Source organism: Streptomyces cinnamoneus, assembly GCF_002939475.1.
In the GTDB taxonomy this organism is placed as follows: Bacteria; Actinomycetota; Actinomycetes; order Streptomycetales; family Streptomycetaceae; genus Streptomyces; species Streptomyces cinnamoneus_A.
Genome location: NZ_PKFQ01000001.1, coordinates 321,412 through 338,153 on the forward strand (window position 1 = coordinate 321,412; position 16,742 = coordinate 338,153).

A 16,742-nucleotide genomic window follows, 5' to 3' on the forward strand; every position below is an offset into this window, starting at 1 on the left:
GGAACGGCCCTGCCCAAAGAGGTGCTCTAGCCTCCGGTGGGCAGGGCCGTTCGCGGGTGGTGTCAGCCGACGGCGACGGGCTGGGGGTCGATGAGCCTGGCTTCGTCCTCGACCGCCTGCCGCAGGTGGACGTCCTCGATCACGGAGGCCGGGTGGAGGGCGCTGCCGACCGAGTGCTGCCCGGCGTAGACGGCGACCAGCTGGCGCACCTTCGCGCTGTCCGCCGACGCGCAGACGTCGTCGGTGCCGTCCACGTCGTCCAGTTCGGACCCGGTCGCGGAAAGGGTCGACCATACTTCCTCGGCCGCGCTCATCAGCCGGTCGGCCTCTTCGCGCATGCGGTGCCAGGCGCCTTCGCGCAGGGCATGGTCCATGGCGGAGAGGGCCTCGAGGACGGTGGTGTAATCCTCGGCCAGACGCTCCTCCTGGTCTGTCGGATCAAGCACCCTGGCGGCCAACTCTGCGGCGTACATGAGGTCCTCCATGAGGAAGCGGTTCACGCTCGGGGCACACGGTTCGCCCCGGCCCTGCCATCGTCGCGCGCCGCGCAGACGGAAGCCGTCGTGACCACGGGTCGACATCAATATGTCACCTGCTCGGGTGTGTCCTGTTCGGATACCGCCACCCTCCCCCGCGGAAGCATATGAACTGACCAGCCTGGTGTTCGTCCTGGTGGGGCCGCCGGAGCGGAGCGGGGGGTCAGCGAGCGGGGACCGACTCGACGCCGCGGATCAGGTCGGCGGCCTTCTCGGCGATCATGATCGTGGGCGCGTTGGTGTTCCCCCGGACGAGCGTCGGCATCACGGAGGCGTCGGCCACGCGCAGTCCGCGCACTCCGTGCACCCTCAGTTCGTAGTCGACGACCGGGCCCATCGCGCAGGTGCCGGCGGGGTGGTAGAGGGTGTGCAGCTCGCGCCGGGCGAAGTCGAGGAGGTCCGCGTCGCCGTCCGAGCGCGGCACCAGGTGGTCGGAGCGCCGGTGCGCGCGCAGGGCGGGCGCGTCCGCGATGGCGAGCAGGACCCGCAGGGCCCGTACCGCCGCCGCGCGGTCCTCCTCCGTGGACAGGTAGCGGTGCAGGATGCGGGGCTTGGCGCTGGGCAGCGCGGACCGGAGGGAGACCTTGCCGCGGCTGGTGGCGTCCAGCAGCACCGCGCCGTGGTGGAAGCCGTGGGCGACCGGGGCCGCGAGGCCCTCCTCGTGGAACATCGCGGGCACGGCGTGGAGCTGCACGTCCGGTGCGTCCAGGTCGTCGCGCGTACGGACGAAGCCGCCCGCCTCCCCGGCGTTGGAGGTGAGCGGCCCCCGGCCCTCCGACTCCAGCAGCGCGATGTTCTCCGGGGACTCCGCGGCCATCAGCGACTCGGTGTCGGTGAGGTGGATGAGGGGGATGTGCCCGTGGTCCTGGAGGTTCTCCCCGACGGGGAGGTCCACGCGGGAGGTGATGCCGAGGGCCGCGAGCTCCGCGGCGATCCCGATGCCGGAAAGCATCAGCAGCTGCGGGGAGTTGTAGGCGCCGGCCGCGAGGACGACCTCCCGCCCGGCCCGCAGGTGCAGCGCTTCCCCGTGCCGTTCGGCCGCGACGCCGACGGCCCTGTCCCCGGAGAACAGCAGCCGGGTGCACTGGGTGTCCGGCAGCACGGTGAGGTTCGGCCGTTCCATGGCGGGACGCAGGTACGCGTCGGCGGTGCTGCACCGCAGTCCGTTCCGCTGCGTGAGCTCGTAGAAGCCGACGCCGTCCTGCTCGGGCCCGTTGAAGTCGGGGTTGAACGGGTGGCCCGCCTGCTGGGCGGCTTCCACGTAGGCGGCCATGAGCGGGCTCAGCGAACGGCCCTCGCTGACGGGCAGCGGGCCGCCGACCGCGTGCCACTGGGACGGCCCGCCGTGGTGGTCCTCGGCGCGCAGGAAGTAGGGGAGGACCTCGTCCCAGCTCCATCCCTTGGCCCCGGCGTCGGACCAGGCGTCGTAGTCCCTGCGGTTGCCGCGGATGTAGATCATGGCGTTCATGGACGACGAGCCGCCGAGCGTCCGGCCGCGCGGGAGGTAGCGGCGCCGTCCGCCCAGCCCCGGTTCGGGCTCCGTGCTGTAGTCCCAGTCGTACTTCGTCCGGAACAGCTTCGCGAACGCCGCCGGAATGTGGATTTCCGGTGCGTCGTCCACGGGTCCGGCCTCCACGAGCAGGACGCGGACGCCCGGGTCCTCGCTCAGCCGGGCGGCCAGCACACAGCCGGCCGATCCCGCCCCGACCACGATGTAGTCGTGGATCTCGTCACGCATGGGCTTCCCCTCCCGGTGGGCGGTCCGCCACGACCCGGCCGCGGGCGGCCGGCTCGCGGGGGGCGGTCCCCCCTGACCGCACGGCGCTCCCATGATGGCCCGCCCCGGACCGCCGCCGCAGGCCGTGTGCGGCCCGCGGCCGAAAGCGGGCCGCTCCCGGGACGCCACGGGCCCGGGCGGGACGCCCGTCCGGATGCGGGGGCCGTGCCGGTGGCCTAGCCTCGACACACGACTGTCCCCCGCGGGAGTGAGGCGTGATGGAGATCTTTCCCCCGGTCCCGCTGGCGGAATGGAAGGCTTCCAAGGAGACGCTGCACCGCTTCGCCCAGGTCGTCGGCAAGATCCGGCTGGCCGGCAGCGTGCGCCGCAACCACTGGTGGAACGTTCCGTACCACGTCACGGGGTCCGGCATCACGACGCGCCCCATGGGGCTGACGGACGGCAACCCGGTCTTCACGATCGACTTCGACTTCGTCGGTCACCGGCTGGTCGTGCGCGGCCTCGACGGCAGCGAGAGCTCCTTCTCGCTGCTCGGGCAGTCCGTGTCCTCCTTCCACCGCCGGACGCTGGCGGCGCTCCACGCGATCGGGGTGGAGGTGACCATGGAGCACCCCCACCCCTTCGACCTCCCGGACGGGAGACGGCCGTTCGCCGAGGACACGGAGCACGCCGCCTACGATCCGTTCTGGGTCAACCGCTACTGGCAGGTGCTGAGCCAGGTCGGTCTGGTCCTGGAGGCGTTCTCCGCCGGATACTCCGGCAAGGTCAGTCCCGTCCACCACTTCTGGCACACCTTCGACATCGCGGTCACGCGGTTCTCCGACCGGAAGGTCGAGCAGGGGCCGGACACCGACCCCGTGACCCGCGAGGCGTACTCCCGGGAAGTCATCAGCGCGGGCTTCTGGTTCGGGGACGACGCCTTCCCCCGGCCGACCTTCTACTCGTACGCCGCTCCGGAACCCGAGGGGCTGGCGGACGAGCCGCTGCTCCCCGAGGCGGCGCGGTGGGTCGACTTCCGCGGCGGTCGTCTGGCCGTACTGGACTACGACGACGTCCGGGGCGGCGAGGACGCCCCGCGCCGGGTGCTCGACTTCTACGAGAGCGTCTACCGGGCCGCGGCCCGGCGCGCCGGCTGGGACGTCGAGGGGCTGGCCTGCCCCGGGGGCGTCACGGATCCCGTCGTCGCCGGCACCTGACCGCCCTCCGCCGGTCAGCCGCGGGGCCGCTCGGCGGCCGGGTCCTGGAAGCGCACTTCCGGGTGGGCGGGGTCGGGGCCGTCCAGCAGGGGCTGCGGGACGCCCCGCAGGTGCTGGTCGAAGAACGCGCCCGCGTAGGCACGGACGATGTCGGTCGCGCGGCTCCCGGACAACGGCGGCGGGGGGTCCGCAAGCGGCAGGCCGAGTTGTCCGGTGAGCCACGCCATGTCGCAGAAGCTGAAGTGGACGGAGCCGCTCACGGTCAGCCAGCGCTTCCAGCCGTCCAGGCGCTGCCACGCCTCGTCCCAGGTCGTGTCGGTGCCGTGCGGCCGGTGCGTCGCGTCGTCCGTGCCGAGCAGCAGGAAGGGCCGGCCGTCCAGGCCCCCGGCCGGAACGGGGTCGCGGAAGCCGCCGTCCATGTTGAGCCCCGCCTTGAGCCGGTCGTCACGCGCCATGGCGGAGGCGGCGCTCGCGCCGCCCATCGAATGGCCGGCGACCCCGATGCGCCTGTCGTCGATCAGGCCGGCGTACCGCCAGGCGGGACGCGGACCGGTCAGCCGGTCGACCACGAAGGAGATGTCCTCGGCCCGGCCCCTGGCGGCCGCCCGGAAATCGGCGGGGGTCTGCGCCTTCTCGCACGCGACGCAGGTCAAGACCCGGCCGCCGGGAAACGCCGTGCCCGCCGACTCGTAGGCGTGGTCCACCGTGGCGACCACGTAGCCGCGGCTGGCGAGTTCCTCCGCGAGCACCGTCTGTGTGTAACGGGAGACGGAGAAGCCGGGGGAGAGCACCACCAGCGGGTGCCTGCCGCCCTCGGGGCGGGCGTCGGTACGGCTGTTGGTGCGGGTGGAACTGAGGACCCCGGGGTCCACGGCGCCCGTCAGGCCCCGGTCCTTCAGGAACAGCCGGATCTCCTCGGTGGTCGCGTACGGGGCCTGCCGGCCGGTGTGCGCACGCGCGGGGTAGTACACGTCGACCATCAGTTCCCGGGGGCCCGCCTCCGGAACCCACGGGTCCGGGCGGTCGCGGTCCACGAGGTGCAGGGTCGAGCGCCCCACCGCGTGGGCGCCGGTCGGCTCGGGCAGGCGCGGACTCGGGGCGCTCCGGTCGGCCCGGCCGTGGCCGGAGGATGCGGACACGGAGGCGGCCGGTCCGGGGGCCGCCGCCGCGGTGAGGGCGGTGGTGGCCGGGAGCAGGACCATGAGCGCGGTGACGACGAGGGGGCGAGGAAGTCTCTTCACCCCTTTGACGCTAGGCAACGCTCCCCCACCCTCACATCCGCCCGGGGTAGCCACCGGGCGTACCCCTGTGGTCTGACGGTGTGCCACCTCAGACGTAGCGGCCTCCCCGCCGCCTGCGCGGGACGGGGGCGACCGTATGGGGGTGCCCGGCCCCGGCTCGATGGTTTCCCTCACGCCCCGGGTGGGGCCCGGCATCGTTATCACCCGCAACCAAAGAGAGTTGCCCGCTCACTGTGCGCTGCCTAGGCTGATAAATGAGCCCAGGATCGCGCTCCTGCGCCCGGGCCCACCGCGCCGCCCTTCCAGCAGAAGGGTCTCGTCATGCCCCGGATAGTCAGGCAGCCACAGGGGAAGGACTGGCGACACCGCTCGCGGACCCCGCTCTTCGTCCGCCGGCACGTGCACCGGGCGTGGCAGGCGGCGGTGCGCCTGTTCCATGTGACCCGCATGCGCTGCGTCGCCCAGTTCCAGGTCCCGGTGCCCAGGAGATGGCGGCGCGAGCGCCTGGGCCGGGCCCTGTGGCGGTACCTCGCGTACGCCGGGGCACTGGTCTTCCTGTGCTGGTTCGCGATAGGGATCGACGCGCTCGTCGACTACCCCCACAGCCTGCTGAACCAGATGTGTGAGCACAAGGGAATGTCCTGCGGCATCGTCAGCGGTTCCCTGGGCCCGTTCCTCAGCCTCGGCCTCGCGACGTCCGTGTTCCTCCTCCTCCCCTACCCACAGGTGACGAGAAGGGTCAGCAGGACCGCGAGGAAGGATCCGAGAAGCCTGGTCCCCACGGCGGGGACGGTCCTCCAGCGCGTCGTCGGCCGCAAGGAGCTGTGCCAGGTCCTGACGCGGACCCTCCACGACCGTGCCATCCGCCGCCCCTGCCTGCTGGTGGGCAGCGTGGGGACGGGCAAGACCGCGGTGCTCGTGCAGCTCACCCAGATGCTGGCGCGCAAGCACGCCGTGCCCGTGCCGATCCGTCTCCGCTGCGTCACCGAGGACGATGCCGAGCTGGACTTCGCGAAGGCGGGACACCGGCGGTTCTGCGAGATGGTCGACTCCGACCTCTCCTCCGGAGGGCACGGTGACCGGGTGTGGAGGCAGCTGGTGGCGGAGGGCAGAGTCGTCGTCATCGCCGACGGCCTGGAGGAGATGTTCGCCGAGGGAAGCCAGCAGAAGGAGCGCGACATCGCCATCCGCCGCGCCATCCGGAAGGCCGAGGAGGAACAGCTCCCCCTGGTGATCGCCTCCCGGCCGCACCCTCCCCTGGAGGAGTCGGACGCGGCCATCATCGACCTCGAACCGCTCAGCGAGGAGGCGGCGCTGGAGTACCTGTCGGAAGGCCACGAGAACTCCGACGAGCTCCGGCTGGACTGGATCGTGGAGACCGCGGGGGTCGCGGAGGCACCGCTGTACCTCCAGATCACCCGGGAGTTGCGGCAGCACCACTGGCTGGAGTACCTGACCAAGTGCAAGGACTGGGAGGACCTGGACACCCGCCACGCCGACCGGTCGACCCTTCGTCTGCGCCTCCTCGACACGTGGAGACGGGCCCTGGTCAAAGGGCATCTCCACGAGAACTACGCGCTCCCCGCCAAGGACCGCGCCGAAACGATCGAGGTCGTCTCCGCCCTCGCGTGCGTGGGGTTGCTGGAGGACAGCCTCGAAGTCCGCTTTGACCAGCTGATCGGCCCGGCCGACCGGCCGGCCCTCTCACACGGCGTCAAGGGTGCCGTGGAGCGCCGGCTCCGGAGCTGGCAGCAGCACAGGCACGCCGGCGGCGCACGGGCCCAGATCTGGAACCAGCTCCAGCAGCGGGTCACCATCGTCGCGAACCACAGCCCCCCGCGCCTGCCGGACAAGGGCGAGGCCGCCCGCTGCCACAGCCGCCTGTCCCTGTACGCCGCGCAGGGCGAGCGCCTGGGCCTGGTCGAGACGGTCGGCGACAAGGTCCGCTTCCCCCACAGCATCCTCCAGGCGTACCTCGGTTCGCGTTTCCTGCGCGACGTGGGCGACGATCACCTCAAGGCGGCGCTGCAGGAGCCCGGACCGGGCAAGGAACTGCTCGTCGCCCTCGTCCTCAACTCGCGCATGGCCGAGTCCGACCGGCGTGAGGCCCCGGCGAAGCTGCTCCTGGGCGCCGCCGAGGACCGCTGCGACGTCAAGGCGTTCGACCTCTACGCCGCCGCACTGCAGATCGACCAGATGGACCCGGAGTCCGGCGACTTGCACACGGCGATCGCCGATTCCGTCCTCGACCGCTGGAACGAGATCACTCTCGGCGATCAGCGCTCGATCAGCACCGCGAAGGAAGCCCTGGTCCACCAGTTCGGCGAGACGCTCAAAACGATCAGCGGCTCGCGCGACAAGGGCGGCTCGGCCTCCGGCAAGAGCCCGGCGCTCCAGCAGTTCCTCAAGATCGCCTTCAAGGAGCCCCAGTACCCCGTCCGGCTGGCGATCGCCCAGGAACTCGGCGCCTGCGGCGACGCCGCGTTCGAGATGCTGCGCGAACTGTTCCCCCTGCCCGCCGACGGGCCGCCGCCCTCGACGTACGACCCCTGGCGGCAGTACACCGAGCGGTACGAGGCGAAGAAGGACGAGGAGCGTGAGACCTTCGAGCGGTTCAACCGTGAGAACCCCACCATGAGCTACCGGGAGTCCGAGAAGTACCACGAGCTGGAGCACCGGCACCGAGAGGAGAAGAACGTCATCCGCCGGGAGTACGTCACCCGGGCGTGGCTCGTGCCCATGATGGTCGGCTCGGTCACCGACAAGCACCGCAGACAGGCCAGGGAAAGAGTGGAGCTGTGGCTCCAGCACCTGGACTGCGAGCGGCTGGGAAGCAACCGCGCGGAGCTTCCCCTCATTCTGGAGATCGCCCTCGCCCAGGGCTTCAAGAGCGCGGCCAACCGGCGGCGGCGCCACCGCGGCACCACACAGGAGACGCGGGAGTTCCTGGTGCAGCAGGCCGAGACGCTGCTCGCCCGCTCGCGCAGCTGGTACTCCCAGCTGACCCTGATCCACGCACTGTGCCTGTGGGAGATCCCGGACGACGCCGGCAGGCTCCCCGCCGAATCCGGGAGCACTCCCCCGTACGACGCCTCGCAGGCCGTCAGCCGATGGCTGTCGATGGCGGGCAGCAGACGCGACCCCAGGAGCCGGAAGCCCGGTGACGTCACTCCCGGAGGGAAGGAGCGTCTGCACCCCTTCGTGGCGGAGGCCGCCGAACTCTGCGCCCTCGCGCTGGAGACCGGTCACCCGGAGCGGTACATGTGGGTCGACGAGAAGGGCGCGATGGACAGCGTCGGCTCCACGCCCGTCAACCCCGCCGACCATCGCAAGCACAACCTCTGGATTCCCCCGTCAGTCGGCTGGAGCACCCTCCATCCCAGAGCACAGCAACTGCTGGCCGACGTGCTCCTGTTGCTCAACCTCGCCGAACGTGAGGGCGACCCGGACGAGATCGACGCACGCCTGGAACGGGCCAACCGCACCGATCTCCCGCCGTGCTTCACCAAGGACCGCTCACCGCTGCGCCCCGAACGCACCGTGGGCATGGCCGGCACCGCCCCGGCGGGCAGCACCTGCCTGCGGGACTGCCCCTTCGAGCTGTGCCCCTACCCGGCCAAGGGCCAGCAGCCGCGGGCGGAGCTGCAGGAGCCCTTCTGCCGGCAGCAGCAGGCGCTGCTGCGCCCGTACCGCCGCGGCTGGGGCCGTCTGCTGTCGGTCGGCTGGTGGATCCAGGCGCCCATCCGGCACCGGACGGCGCCGTGGCAGGACATGACCCGTAACGAACTCATCGCCTTCTGGGGCAAGATGGCGCTCCGCTCACGCACCCGGATCCGCTGACCACGGGTCGCCGGCGCGCGGACCGGCCCACCGAAACCCGTCCCCGACGGCTTGCACACAACCACGCTCCCGGAGACCTATAGGGGTGACCGAACTTCAGGAGGTGGCTGCGTGAGCCCCCAAGGAGATCACGGGGCCGTCCCCGCCGGACTGCCGGGCTACATCGCCTTCTTCGAAGCGGAGTACCCGCGGGTCGTGCACAGCCTGATGAGAGCTGGGGCAACCTACGAGGAGGCCGAGGACTCGGCCCAGGACGCCATGCAGGCGCTCCTGGACCAGTGGCCGGCGTGCAAGAGCCCGGCAGGGTGGGTCCGGAAGGTCGCGTGGCACTCCTACTGCAAGAGGGCCGAACGCAACCGCAAACGGCTGGCTCTGGAATCGCAGAACGCACGCCTGGCGCATCCCCTTCCGCCCGACCACACCGAGCCGGACGAGCACGAGAGAGTGCTGCGGATCCTGCGCGGCCTCCCTCCCCGGCAGGGCCAGGTCCTGGCCCTGCACCTGGACGACTATTCGGCACCGGAGATCGCCGGGCTTCTCGGGCTGAAGGCGAGCACCGTCCGCAGCAACCTGCGGCACGCGCTCACCACGCTGCGGAGTTCGCTGGACAACCACGAAGAAGAAGGAGGTTCGCATGTCCGCAAGGGATGAGCAGGGTCTCGCCACGCGCCGGGCCAGGCAGAATACCCCCAGAGAAGACACCCTCTACCCGCCCCCGGCGTTCGAGCGGTTTCTCCGGGCCGTCCAGGCCGAGGTGGAGAGCCGGCTGACGCCCCAGGAGGTCGAGAGCCGGCTGCGGCGGGTGCTGGGCACCGCGACGCCCGTACCGGCGCCGGACCGGCCCGCGGAGCCCGTCATGCCCAGCTTCGGCTCCCAGGCGCAGTGGGCCGCTTACGGCTACCACGTCGTCCGCCGCTGGCTCTCCGCCGTGGCGACGGGGCGTCACCGCGCGCACCTGAGCGCGGACGAGATCGACGAACTCGCGGTCGAGACGACAGCGCGAGCGCTCAACAGCTTCCGTGACCAGGCACGGCAGCCGATCGCCGAGCCGCGGGCGGCGGCACCGGAGCTGAAGACCGCGTTCCTGACGGAATGCGTGCGGCACCTTCCCTACGCCCATCGCAATCGTCTTCACACGGCCGAGCACGTCCCCTTCGTCGAGTTCGAGAACACGGACGAAGCCGATCTCGTCGGCATGCTGTGGGGCCGCGCGACCACCGACCAGGCGGAAGCGCTGCGTCACGTGGCGTGCGGGCAGGACGAGGACGTCGACACCGACGAGGTCGTCGCTCTGACCCCCCTCGCCATCCGCGCCGCCGCCCTCCGGTACCCGGAGGCCGTCGATCCCGCGTCGATAGGCTGATCCGCCCTCCCCGAGCGCACCACCGGACGCAAGGTGGCACATGAACGTGCACGACATGAAGGTGCAGCAGATTCTGCGGCGTGCGTGCGAACTCGACCGCGGCCGCTTCGCGGTCGGCATCGAGATCCAGCCGTACAAGCTCGCAGGCGTCGTTGTCGGTTCCGACGGAGCGGTGATCGCACGGTCCCGTCGGCACCTCACCGTCATGGAGTCGGCGGAGGTGGTGAGGCACGTGGCCGAAATGGTGGGGACCCTGGTCGACGACAGACTGGGCTGCGCCTTCCCCCGGAGCAGGGTCTGCCTGGGGGTGCAGGTCGGCGGGCCCGTCGACCCGGACACCGGCACGGTCCTCCACCTCATCAACGGCCCGGACGACCACAGTCATGAGAAGCCTCCCCCGTACGAATGGGTGGACTTCCCGCTCGCTGAGGAACTCATGGCCGCGACCGGCTACCGGACGTCCGTGGAGAACGACGCGCACGCCTTCGCGGCGTACGAGCAGAGCATGGGCGTGGGGCGCAGGAGCAAGACGTTCGGCGTCATCCTCGTCCGCGACGGCGTGGGCGCCGGCATGGTCGTCCGCGGCGAACGCCTCTCCGTGCCGTTGGAGTTCGGGCACATTCAGGTGTGGCACCGGGGACGGGTGTGCGACTGCGGCATGCGGGGGTGCATCGAGAGCCAGGTCGGGAACCGGGCGCTGACCGCCGTGGTCAGGGAACGGACCGGACGGGCGCTGGACGGGCTGGAGGCGGCGATCGCCCTCGCCGACGGCGACGACCCGCAGGCCCGTGAGGCTGCGACGGCCTTCCGCAAGGCGGGGACCTCGCTCTCCCGCGGCATCGCCACCCTCCTCACCACGTTCGGGCCGTCGCACGTGGTGATCTACGCCGCGGGGGGCCTCATCGACGGCGGGCCCGGACGCCGGGCGGCGAACGCGTTCCTCCACGCGATGCGGAAGTTCCCCGCGCACACCTTCCAGATCAGCAGGGACTGTCAACTCGTCACCAAACCGCTGGACGCCGTCCGCGGTGCGCACGGCGCCGCGCTGATCGCCCAGCAGAGCTGCTTCGACGGCCGGCACCACGACCAAGGCGACCGGCACCACCATCCCTAGGAGTATCCGTATGCGCCTGCAACCCCCACAGCAGGGCCGGCTGTCGATCGGACTCGACGTCGGAGGAACGAAGATCGCGGCCGGAGTGGTCGACGCCGACGGCGAAGTCGTCGAGCGCGTACCGCCCTTGCCCAGCTCCGCCACCGACCAGGCGGCCATGCTGCGCACCCTCTCGGCCGTCGTCGAGGAGCTACGGACCCGCCATCCCGGCGTCGTCGCCATCGGCGTGGGAGCCGCGGGCCTCGTCCACTGGCCCGAGGGCCGCATCCGGACCGCCCCCAACAATACTTACCGCGACCTGCCCCTCCGACATGTCCTCCAGGATTCCACCGGACTGCCGACGGTCGTCGACAACGACGCCAACGCCGCCTGCTGGGCGGAGTACCGCAAGGGTCACAGCGCCTCTTACATGGCTTTCATCACCGTGGGCACCGGTGTCGGCGGCGGTGTCGTCCTCGCCGACCGGCTCTTCCGGGGCCGGACCGGCATCGCCATGGAGATCGGGCACATGATCGTCGATCCGCACGGCGGCGAGCGCTGCGGATGTGGCAACACGGGCTGCCTCGAACCCCTGGCGTCGGGACCGGCGCTGGGGCGCTACGGCAGCGCGGCGGCCGCGGCCGAACCCGGCGGGATGCTCGCCACCCTCGCCGGGGACCCGGCCAAGGTCACCGGGGAGACGGTCTCCGCGGCCGCGCTCGCCGGGGATCCGGGGGCGCTCGCCCAGCTGGAGCGCCTCGGTGGCTGGCTCGGCATCGGAGTCGCCACGCTCGTCAACCTCTTCGACGTCGAGCTGGTGGTCGTCGGCGGCGGGGTCGCGGAGGTCGGTGATCCGCTGTTGGCGCCCATCCGTTCGCACTTCGCCCGGTTCGTCACCGCCGCGGGCCATCGCGAGCTTCCGGACATCAGGCCGGCCCGGCTCGGGCCGGAGGCGGGCTGGATCGGCGCCGCTCTCCTGGCCCTCGACCAGGAGGAGGCGGGCACGGCCTGAGGGCGGGCTGTGCTCACCCGGCCCCGCGGCGGGTGAGCGGCGTTCTTCCCGCGCGGTGAGGCGGCCCGGGCAGAAAAGCGCCGTCCCGGACGTTGGTCAAGCTGTTCCCACCCAGGCGGGCAGAGAGGAAACGAGTATGGATCGGCAAGAGCTTCGGAAGCGGTTCGCCGCACTGACCACCGCTCATGTCGCGGACGCGTGCGTCCGGGCCGGGGCCGAGGTGCGCTGTGCGCCGCCCTCCGTGCGCACCGCCGTCCCCGGTGGCCGGCTCGCGGGGCGGGTGGCCCCGGCCCGGCACACCGGCAGTGTCGACGTCTTCCTCGAAGCCTTCGAGAGCACGGCGCCCGGTGACGTGCTCGTCGTCGACAACGGCGGGCGCCTCGACGAGGCGTGCGTGGGCGATCTCGCGGCCCTGGAGGCTCAGGCCGCGGGGCTGGAGGGGATCGTCGTGTGGGGGCTGCACCGCGATACGGCCGAGATCCGGGCGATCGGGCTGCCCGTCTTCAGCATGGGGGCGACCCCGCCCGGGCCCCGGCGCCTCGACGAGCGGCCCCACGACGCCCTGACCGCCGCCACGGTGGGCGACTGGACGGTGGGGCGCGACGACGTGGTCCTGGCCGACGACGACGGCGTGCTCTTCGTCCCCCTCGGGCAGGTCGGAGAGCTGTTCGACCTCGCGGAGACCATCCGGGACACCGAGCACCGGCAGGCCGAGCGGATCCGCGCGGGGGTCTCGCTGCGCGAGCAGGTGCGTTTCGGCACCTATCTCGCCGACCGCCGGCGGACGCCTTCCCTGACCTTCCGCGCGCACCTGCGGTCGGTGGGCGGAGCCGTCGAGGAGTGACGAGGGGGTGGGGGAATCCGGCCGCAGGCCGCACGCGGCGCGGCCGGACTCTCTCCCCCCGGCCGGCCTACTCCCGCCCGCACGCCGCCTCGACGACGAAGCCGACGGGCCCCGGCGCCCGGCAGGCGACGCAACCGCGGAAGTCGCCGCCCGCCGGGAGGTCCAGCACCGACCACTCCGCAAGCGGTCCGTAGCCGCCCGGCAGCCTCCTGACGTGCACCTCCCCCGTCCGCGCGGCCGCCGGCGACGTGGAGATCAGGGGGAGGTCGCCCGGGAAGCCGCGCCCGCGCACCTTGATCACCGCTTCCTTCCGGGCCCAGTGCGTGAAGAAGCCGTCCGCCCGGCGTTCAGCCGGCAGCCTCCGCCAGTGCGCCGCCTCCTCCGGGGTGAGGACGTCCCCCACCAGTCCCGCCGGGTCGGCGAGGCGGCGCATCACCTGGACGTCCACCCCCACCGGGCCGGCCGTGGTCAGGGCCACCGCGGCCACGTCGCCGGAGTGGCTCAGGCTCATGAACCGGCGCTCCGGGGCCACCAGCCGGGGCCGGCCCCGGCGGCCGTGCGTCCAGCGCACGTCCTCGGCTCCGGTCCCGAAGTGCCGTGCCACCGCCGCACGCGCCCAGACCCGCGCCGCGTCCCGGGACGCCGGGTGCGGCGTCCGGCCCGGCAGACGGGCGACCCAGACGAACACCCGACCCCTCGAACAGAGGTCGGGTGCCGCCGCGTCGTCCCCTTCGGTCGACTCCATGCGCAGCCCCCACTCCCGGCACCGTCCCGGACCTCTCACCGGCGGCTCCGCTCGACCGTACGTACGCCGACACCCGCCCCGAGACCTGGGACATCCGAGTCGTCCTGACTATTGTTGTCATCAGTCAACAGCCCCTGCACGCCCGCTCCTTCGGGGCGGAATCGGCCGACCGTCAAGGAGACATCGTGGCATTAACCGAAGCCGAGTACATCTGGATGAACGGCGAACTGGTGCCCTGGGGCGACGCCCGCGTCCACGTCCTGACGCACGGACTGCACTACGGCACCGGCGTGCTCGAAGGCACCCGGGTGTACGCGACGCCGGACGGTCCGGCGGTGTTCCGGCTCGACGACCACATCGACAGGCTCTACCGCAGCGCCCACATCATGCGCATGCGCCTGCCCTACGGCAAGGAGCAGCTGCGGCAGGCCTCGCTGGAGCTGGTGCGCTCCAACGGCCACCAGGCCTGCTACCTGCGCCACCTGGCGAACGTCGGCTACGGCGCCATGGGCATCGACCCGCGGGCCAACCCCATCGACGTGATGGTGGCGAGCTGGGAGTGGGGCGCCTACCTGGGCGAGGAGGCGGTCCAGCGGGGCGTGCGCCTGATGGTGAGCAGCTGGCGGCGGAACGACGCCAACGTCGTCCCTCCCGTCGCCAAAGCCACCGGTCCCTACCTGAACTCGGTCCTGGCCAAGCTGGAGGCGCTGGAAGCCGGCTTCGACGAGGCGGTCCTGCTGTCCGGCACCGGAATGGTCAGCGAGTGCAGCGGCGAGAACATCTTCGTGGTCGTCGACGGGACGCTCATCACGCCGCCGGTCAACGCCGGAGCTCTCCAGGGCATCACCCAGAGCACGGTCTTCACGCTGGCCGCCGAGCTCGGTCTGCCGGTGCGCGTGGACAATCTGGTGCGGTCCGACCTCTACACCGCCGACGAGGTGTTCCTGTCCGGCACCGCGGCGGAGCTGACGCCCGTGCGGTCGATCGACCACCGGGAGGTGGGCGAGCCGGGGCCGATCACCCGTCAGCTCATGGGGCTCTTCGACGACGTCGTCCACGGGCGGAGCCCCCTCAGTGAGAAGTGGCTGACCCGGGTCAGCTGAAGCGGGTCCTCCACCGCGGCCAGGGCTCGTCAGCGGGGTCCTGGCCCCTCGGTGAAGGCGGTGAGCTCCGGGGGGAGGACGATCTCACGCCTGAGGATCTTTCCCGTGGGGCCCTTCGGAAGGCGGTCGGCGATCCACACGACGCGCGGGTACTTGAACCCCGCCACCTCGTCGCGCACGAAGTCGCGGATCTGCTCCGGTGTCGCCTCGGCGCCGGCCCTGAGGACGACGGCCGCGGCGACCTCCTCGCCGTGGACGGGGTGCGGGACGCCCAGCACGGACGCCTCCGCGACGGCCGGGTGCCGGTACAGCGCCTCTTCGACCTCGCGGGGGTAGACGTTGAAGCCGCCGCGGATGATGACGTCCTTGATGCGGTCGACGACCCGGAAGACGCCGGTGGCGTCCCGGGTGCCCAGGTCCCCGGTGTGGAGCCAGCCGTCGCGGACCGCCTCGGCGGTGGCCTCGGGGCGGCGCCAGTAGCCCTTCATGACGTTGTGTCCGCGGATCACGATCTCGCCGGTCTCCCCGTCCGGCACCTCCTTTCCCCACCGGTCCACGATCCGCATCTCCACGCCGTCGATGGGGGTGCCGACGGTGCCGGCGATCCGCTCACGGTCGATCCGGTTGATGCAGGCCAGTGGTGAGGACTCGGACAGCCCGTAGCCCTCCAGGACGGCGCATCCGAAGCGTTCCTCGAAGCCGCGCAGCACCTCGACGGGCAGAGGGGATCCTCCGCAGGCGCACAGGCGCAGCGAGGACACGTCGTGGTCGGCGGTGTCCTCCCGGCCCAGCAGCAAGGTGTACATCGTCGGCACTCCGAGGAAGACGGTGACCCGTTCCCGTTCGATCAGCGAGAGGGCGCGGGCGGCGTCGAAGCGTCGCAGCAGCGTCAGGCAGGCGCCCGTCGCCACGGCGCAGTTGAGCCCGATCACCTGGCCGAAGGAGTGGAAGAGCGGCAGGGCGCCGAAGACCACGTCGTCGGGACCGAGGCGCATGAGGTCCACGGCCGCCGCGACGTTGGCCACGAGGTTGGCGTGGGTGAGTTCGGCGCCCTTGGGTTTCCCGGTGGTGCCGGAGGTGTAGAGGATGACGGCCGTGTCGTCGGACGACGTCCCGGGCGCCGGCCCGGCGGGGTCGTGGCCCTGGAGCGCCGCGGTGAGGGAGGCCGGCTCCACCGCGTGGTGCCGGGTGCCGGCCCAGCGGGCGCCCCGTGCCGCCTCGTCGGCGCCCTCGTGCCAGGTGAGCAGCAGGGACGCCCCGGCGTCCGCCAGACAGTGCGCCACTTCGCGCGCTTTGAGAGCCGGGTTGACGGGCACGACGACGGCGCCCGCCCGCAGGACGCCGTAGTAGAGGACGGCGAAGGCCGGGACGTTGGGCAGGAGCAGGGCCACCCGGTCCCCCGGAGCGATGTTCAGGGAGTGCAGCCAGGCGGCGGCGCGCGAGGTGAGGTCGTCGAGCCGGGCGAAGGTCATTTCCTCGTCGTCCGCCCGGAGGGCCGGGCGGTCCGGGTGCCGGGCGGCCGTGCGGGACAGGAGCTCGGGGAGCCGGCGCGGGGCGGGGACGGGGGCGCAGGCGGTCATGGTGGTCTCTCCTTCGGCGGGTCCGGTCGGGGCGGGAGCGGTCAGCGGACGGAGAAGAGGAGCGAGCCGGCGCAGACCGTGCCGGCGGTCGCGTCGACCACATCCGCTCGGACTTCGGTGTTCCGTTTGCTCTGTCTGAGGAGGACGACCTGCGCCGTGAGGGCCCCGGGGACGGGGGCCTGGAGGAAGCTCATGCTCATGGTGCGCAGCCGGATCGAACTCTCGTGCCCGACGCGGTGCTTGATCAGGAGGTAGCCGGCCAGGTCGGCGAGCCGCATCTGGTCGGGCCCCGAGATCGTGCCGCCTGGAGGGCCCGCTTCCAGGAAGCGGGTGTCGGCCTGGAGCGTGAGCCGGTCGTCCTCGACCGCCGTGACCACGTGGCTGGCCGCGAGCCAGGGGAACTCCTTGCCGATCAGGTCGTTCATGTGTGCGGCGGTCACGGTCTCTCCTG

Annotated in this window: 14 protein-coding genes; 8 read left to right on the top strand and 6 right to left on the bottom strand. The window is 72.0% G+C overall.

All coding sequences use genetic code 11. The annotated features are described in order from the left end of the window. Nucleotides 1–62: 62 nt before the first annotated feature. Nucleotides 63–581: a hypothetical protein gene (locus CYQ11_RS01625; RefSeq protein ID WP_146104630.1), complete on the bottom strand. Its 519-nt coding sequence runs from the start codon at nucleotides 579–581 to the stop codon at nucleotides 63–65. Nucleotides 582–699: 118 nt separating this feature from the next. Continuing rightward, nucleotides 700–2,274, bottom strand: a complete 1,575-nt coding sequence (locus CYQ11_RS01630; RefSeq protein ID WP_099199294.1) for a GMC family oxidoreductase — start codon at nucleotides 2,272–2,274, stop codon at nucleotides 700–702. A 257-nt stretch (nucleotides 2,275–2,531) separates the two neighbouring features. Between CYQ11_RS01630 and CYQ11_RS01635 the strand changes: the two genes are divergently transcribed. Beyond that, nucleotides 2,532–3,470 carry a DUF5996 family protein gene (locus CYQ11_RS01635; protein WP_099199295.1) on the top strand — a complete coding sequence of 313 codons (939 nt, stop codon included), beginning with the start codon at nucleotides 2,532–2,534 and terminating at the stop codon, nucleotides 3,468–3,470. Between the two features lie 14 nt (nucleotides 3,471–3,484). Here the strand turns inward: CYQ11_RS01635 and CYQ11_RS01640 are convergent, their stop codons facing one another. Next, the gene (locus CYQ11_RS01640) at nucleotides 3,485–4,711 is read right to left on the bottom strand and encodes an alpha/beta hydrolase family protein (protein WP_240003405.1); all 1,227 of its coding nucleotides are present in this window, start codon (nucleotides 4,709–4,711) and stop codon (nucleotides 3,485–3,487) included. A gap of 321 nt (nucleotides 4,712–5,032) precedes the next feature. Here CYQ11_RS01640 and CYQ11_RS01645 point away from each other — a divergent pair, with 321 nt between their 5' ends. The 6 genes from CYQ11_RS01645 (at nucleotide 5,033) to CYQ11_RS01670 (ending at nucleotide 12,863) form a co-directional block, all read left to right on the top strand. Beyond that, complete coding sequence (locus tag CYQ11_RS01645) at nucleotides 5,033–8,551, top strand: NACHT domain-containing protein (protein ID WP_146104631.1); 3,519 nt, start codon at nucleotides 5,033–5,035, stop codon at nucleotides 8,549–8,551. 111 nt (nucleotides 8,552–8,662) lie between these two features. Continuing rightward, the gene (locus CYQ11_RS01650) at nucleotides 8,663–9,202 is read left to right on the top strand and encodes an RNA polymerase sigma factor (protein ID WP_099199298.1); all 540 of its coding nucleotides are present in this window, start codon (nucleotides 8,663–8,665) and stop codon (nucleotides 9,200–9,202) included. Continuing rightward, complete coding sequence (locus CYQ11_RS01655) at nucleotides 9,186–9,914, top strand: hypothetical protein (RefSeq protein ID WP_104650940.1); 729 nt, start codon at nucleotides 9,186–9,188, stop codon at nucleotides 9,912–9,914. Before CYQ11_RS01650 ends, CYQ11_RS01655 begins: the two co-directional genes overlap by 17 nt. A gap of 40 nt (nucleotides 9,915–9,954) precedes the next feature. Continuing rightward, nucleotides 9,955–11,028, top strand: a complete 1,074-nt coding sequence (locus CYQ11_RS01660) for an ROK family protein (protein ID WP_099199300.1) — start codon at nucleotides 9,955–9,957, stop codon at nucleotides 11,026–11,028. Nucleotides 11,029–11,038: 10 nt separating this feature from the next. Continuing rightward, a complete protein-coding gene (locus CYQ11_RS01665; protein ID WP_099199301.1) occupies nucleotides 11,039–12,019 on the top strand; it encodes an ROK family protein in 981 nt (326 codons plus the stop codon). A 136-nt stretch (nucleotides 12,020–12,155) separates the two neighbouring features. Further along, nucleotides 12,156–12,863: an RraA family protein gene (locus tag CYQ11_RS01670; protein ID WP_099199302.1), complete on the top strand. Its 708-nt coding sequence runs from the start codon at nucleotides 12,156–12,158 to the stop codon at nucleotides 12,861–12,863. Nucleotides 12,864–12,930: 67 nt separating this feature from the next. On the opposite strand, the gene CYQ11_RS01675 is transcribed toward CYQ11_RS01670, so the two are convergent. Next, nucleotides 12,931–13,608: a 4'-phosphopantetheinyl transferase family protein gene (locus CYQ11_RS01675; protein WP_099199303.1), complete on the bottom strand. Its 678-nt coding sequence runs from the start codon at nucleotides 13,606–13,608 to the stop codon at nucleotides 12,931–12,933. 185 nt (nucleotides 13,609–13,793) lie between these two features. Here CYQ11_RS01675 and CYQ11_RS01680 point away from each other — a divergent pair, with 185 nt between their 5' ends. Further along, nucleotides 13,794–14,711, top strand: a complete 918-nt coding sequence (locus CYQ11_RS01680; RefSeq protein ID WP_099199304.1) for a branched-chain amino acid transaminase — start codon at nucleotides 13,794–13,796, stop codon at nucleotides 14,709–14,711. 29 nt (nucleotides 14,712–14,740) lie between these two features. On the opposite strand, the gene CYQ11_RS01685 is transcribed toward CYQ11_RS01680, so the two are convergent. After that, complete coding sequence (locus CYQ11_RS01685; RefSeq protein ID WP_099199305.1) at nucleotides 14,741–16,291, bottom strand: long-chain-fatty-acid--CoA ligase; 1,551 nt, start codon at nucleotides 16,289–16,291, stop codon at nucleotides 14,741–14,743. A 41-nt stretch (nucleotides 16,292–16,332) separates the two neighbouring features. Continuing rightward, entirely contained in the window at nucleotides 16,333–16,731 is a 399-nt protein-coding gene (locus CYQ11_RS01690) for a hotdog domain-containing protein (protein ID WP_099199306.1), read from the bottom strand. Nucleotides 16,732–16,742: the final 11 nt, after the last annotated feature.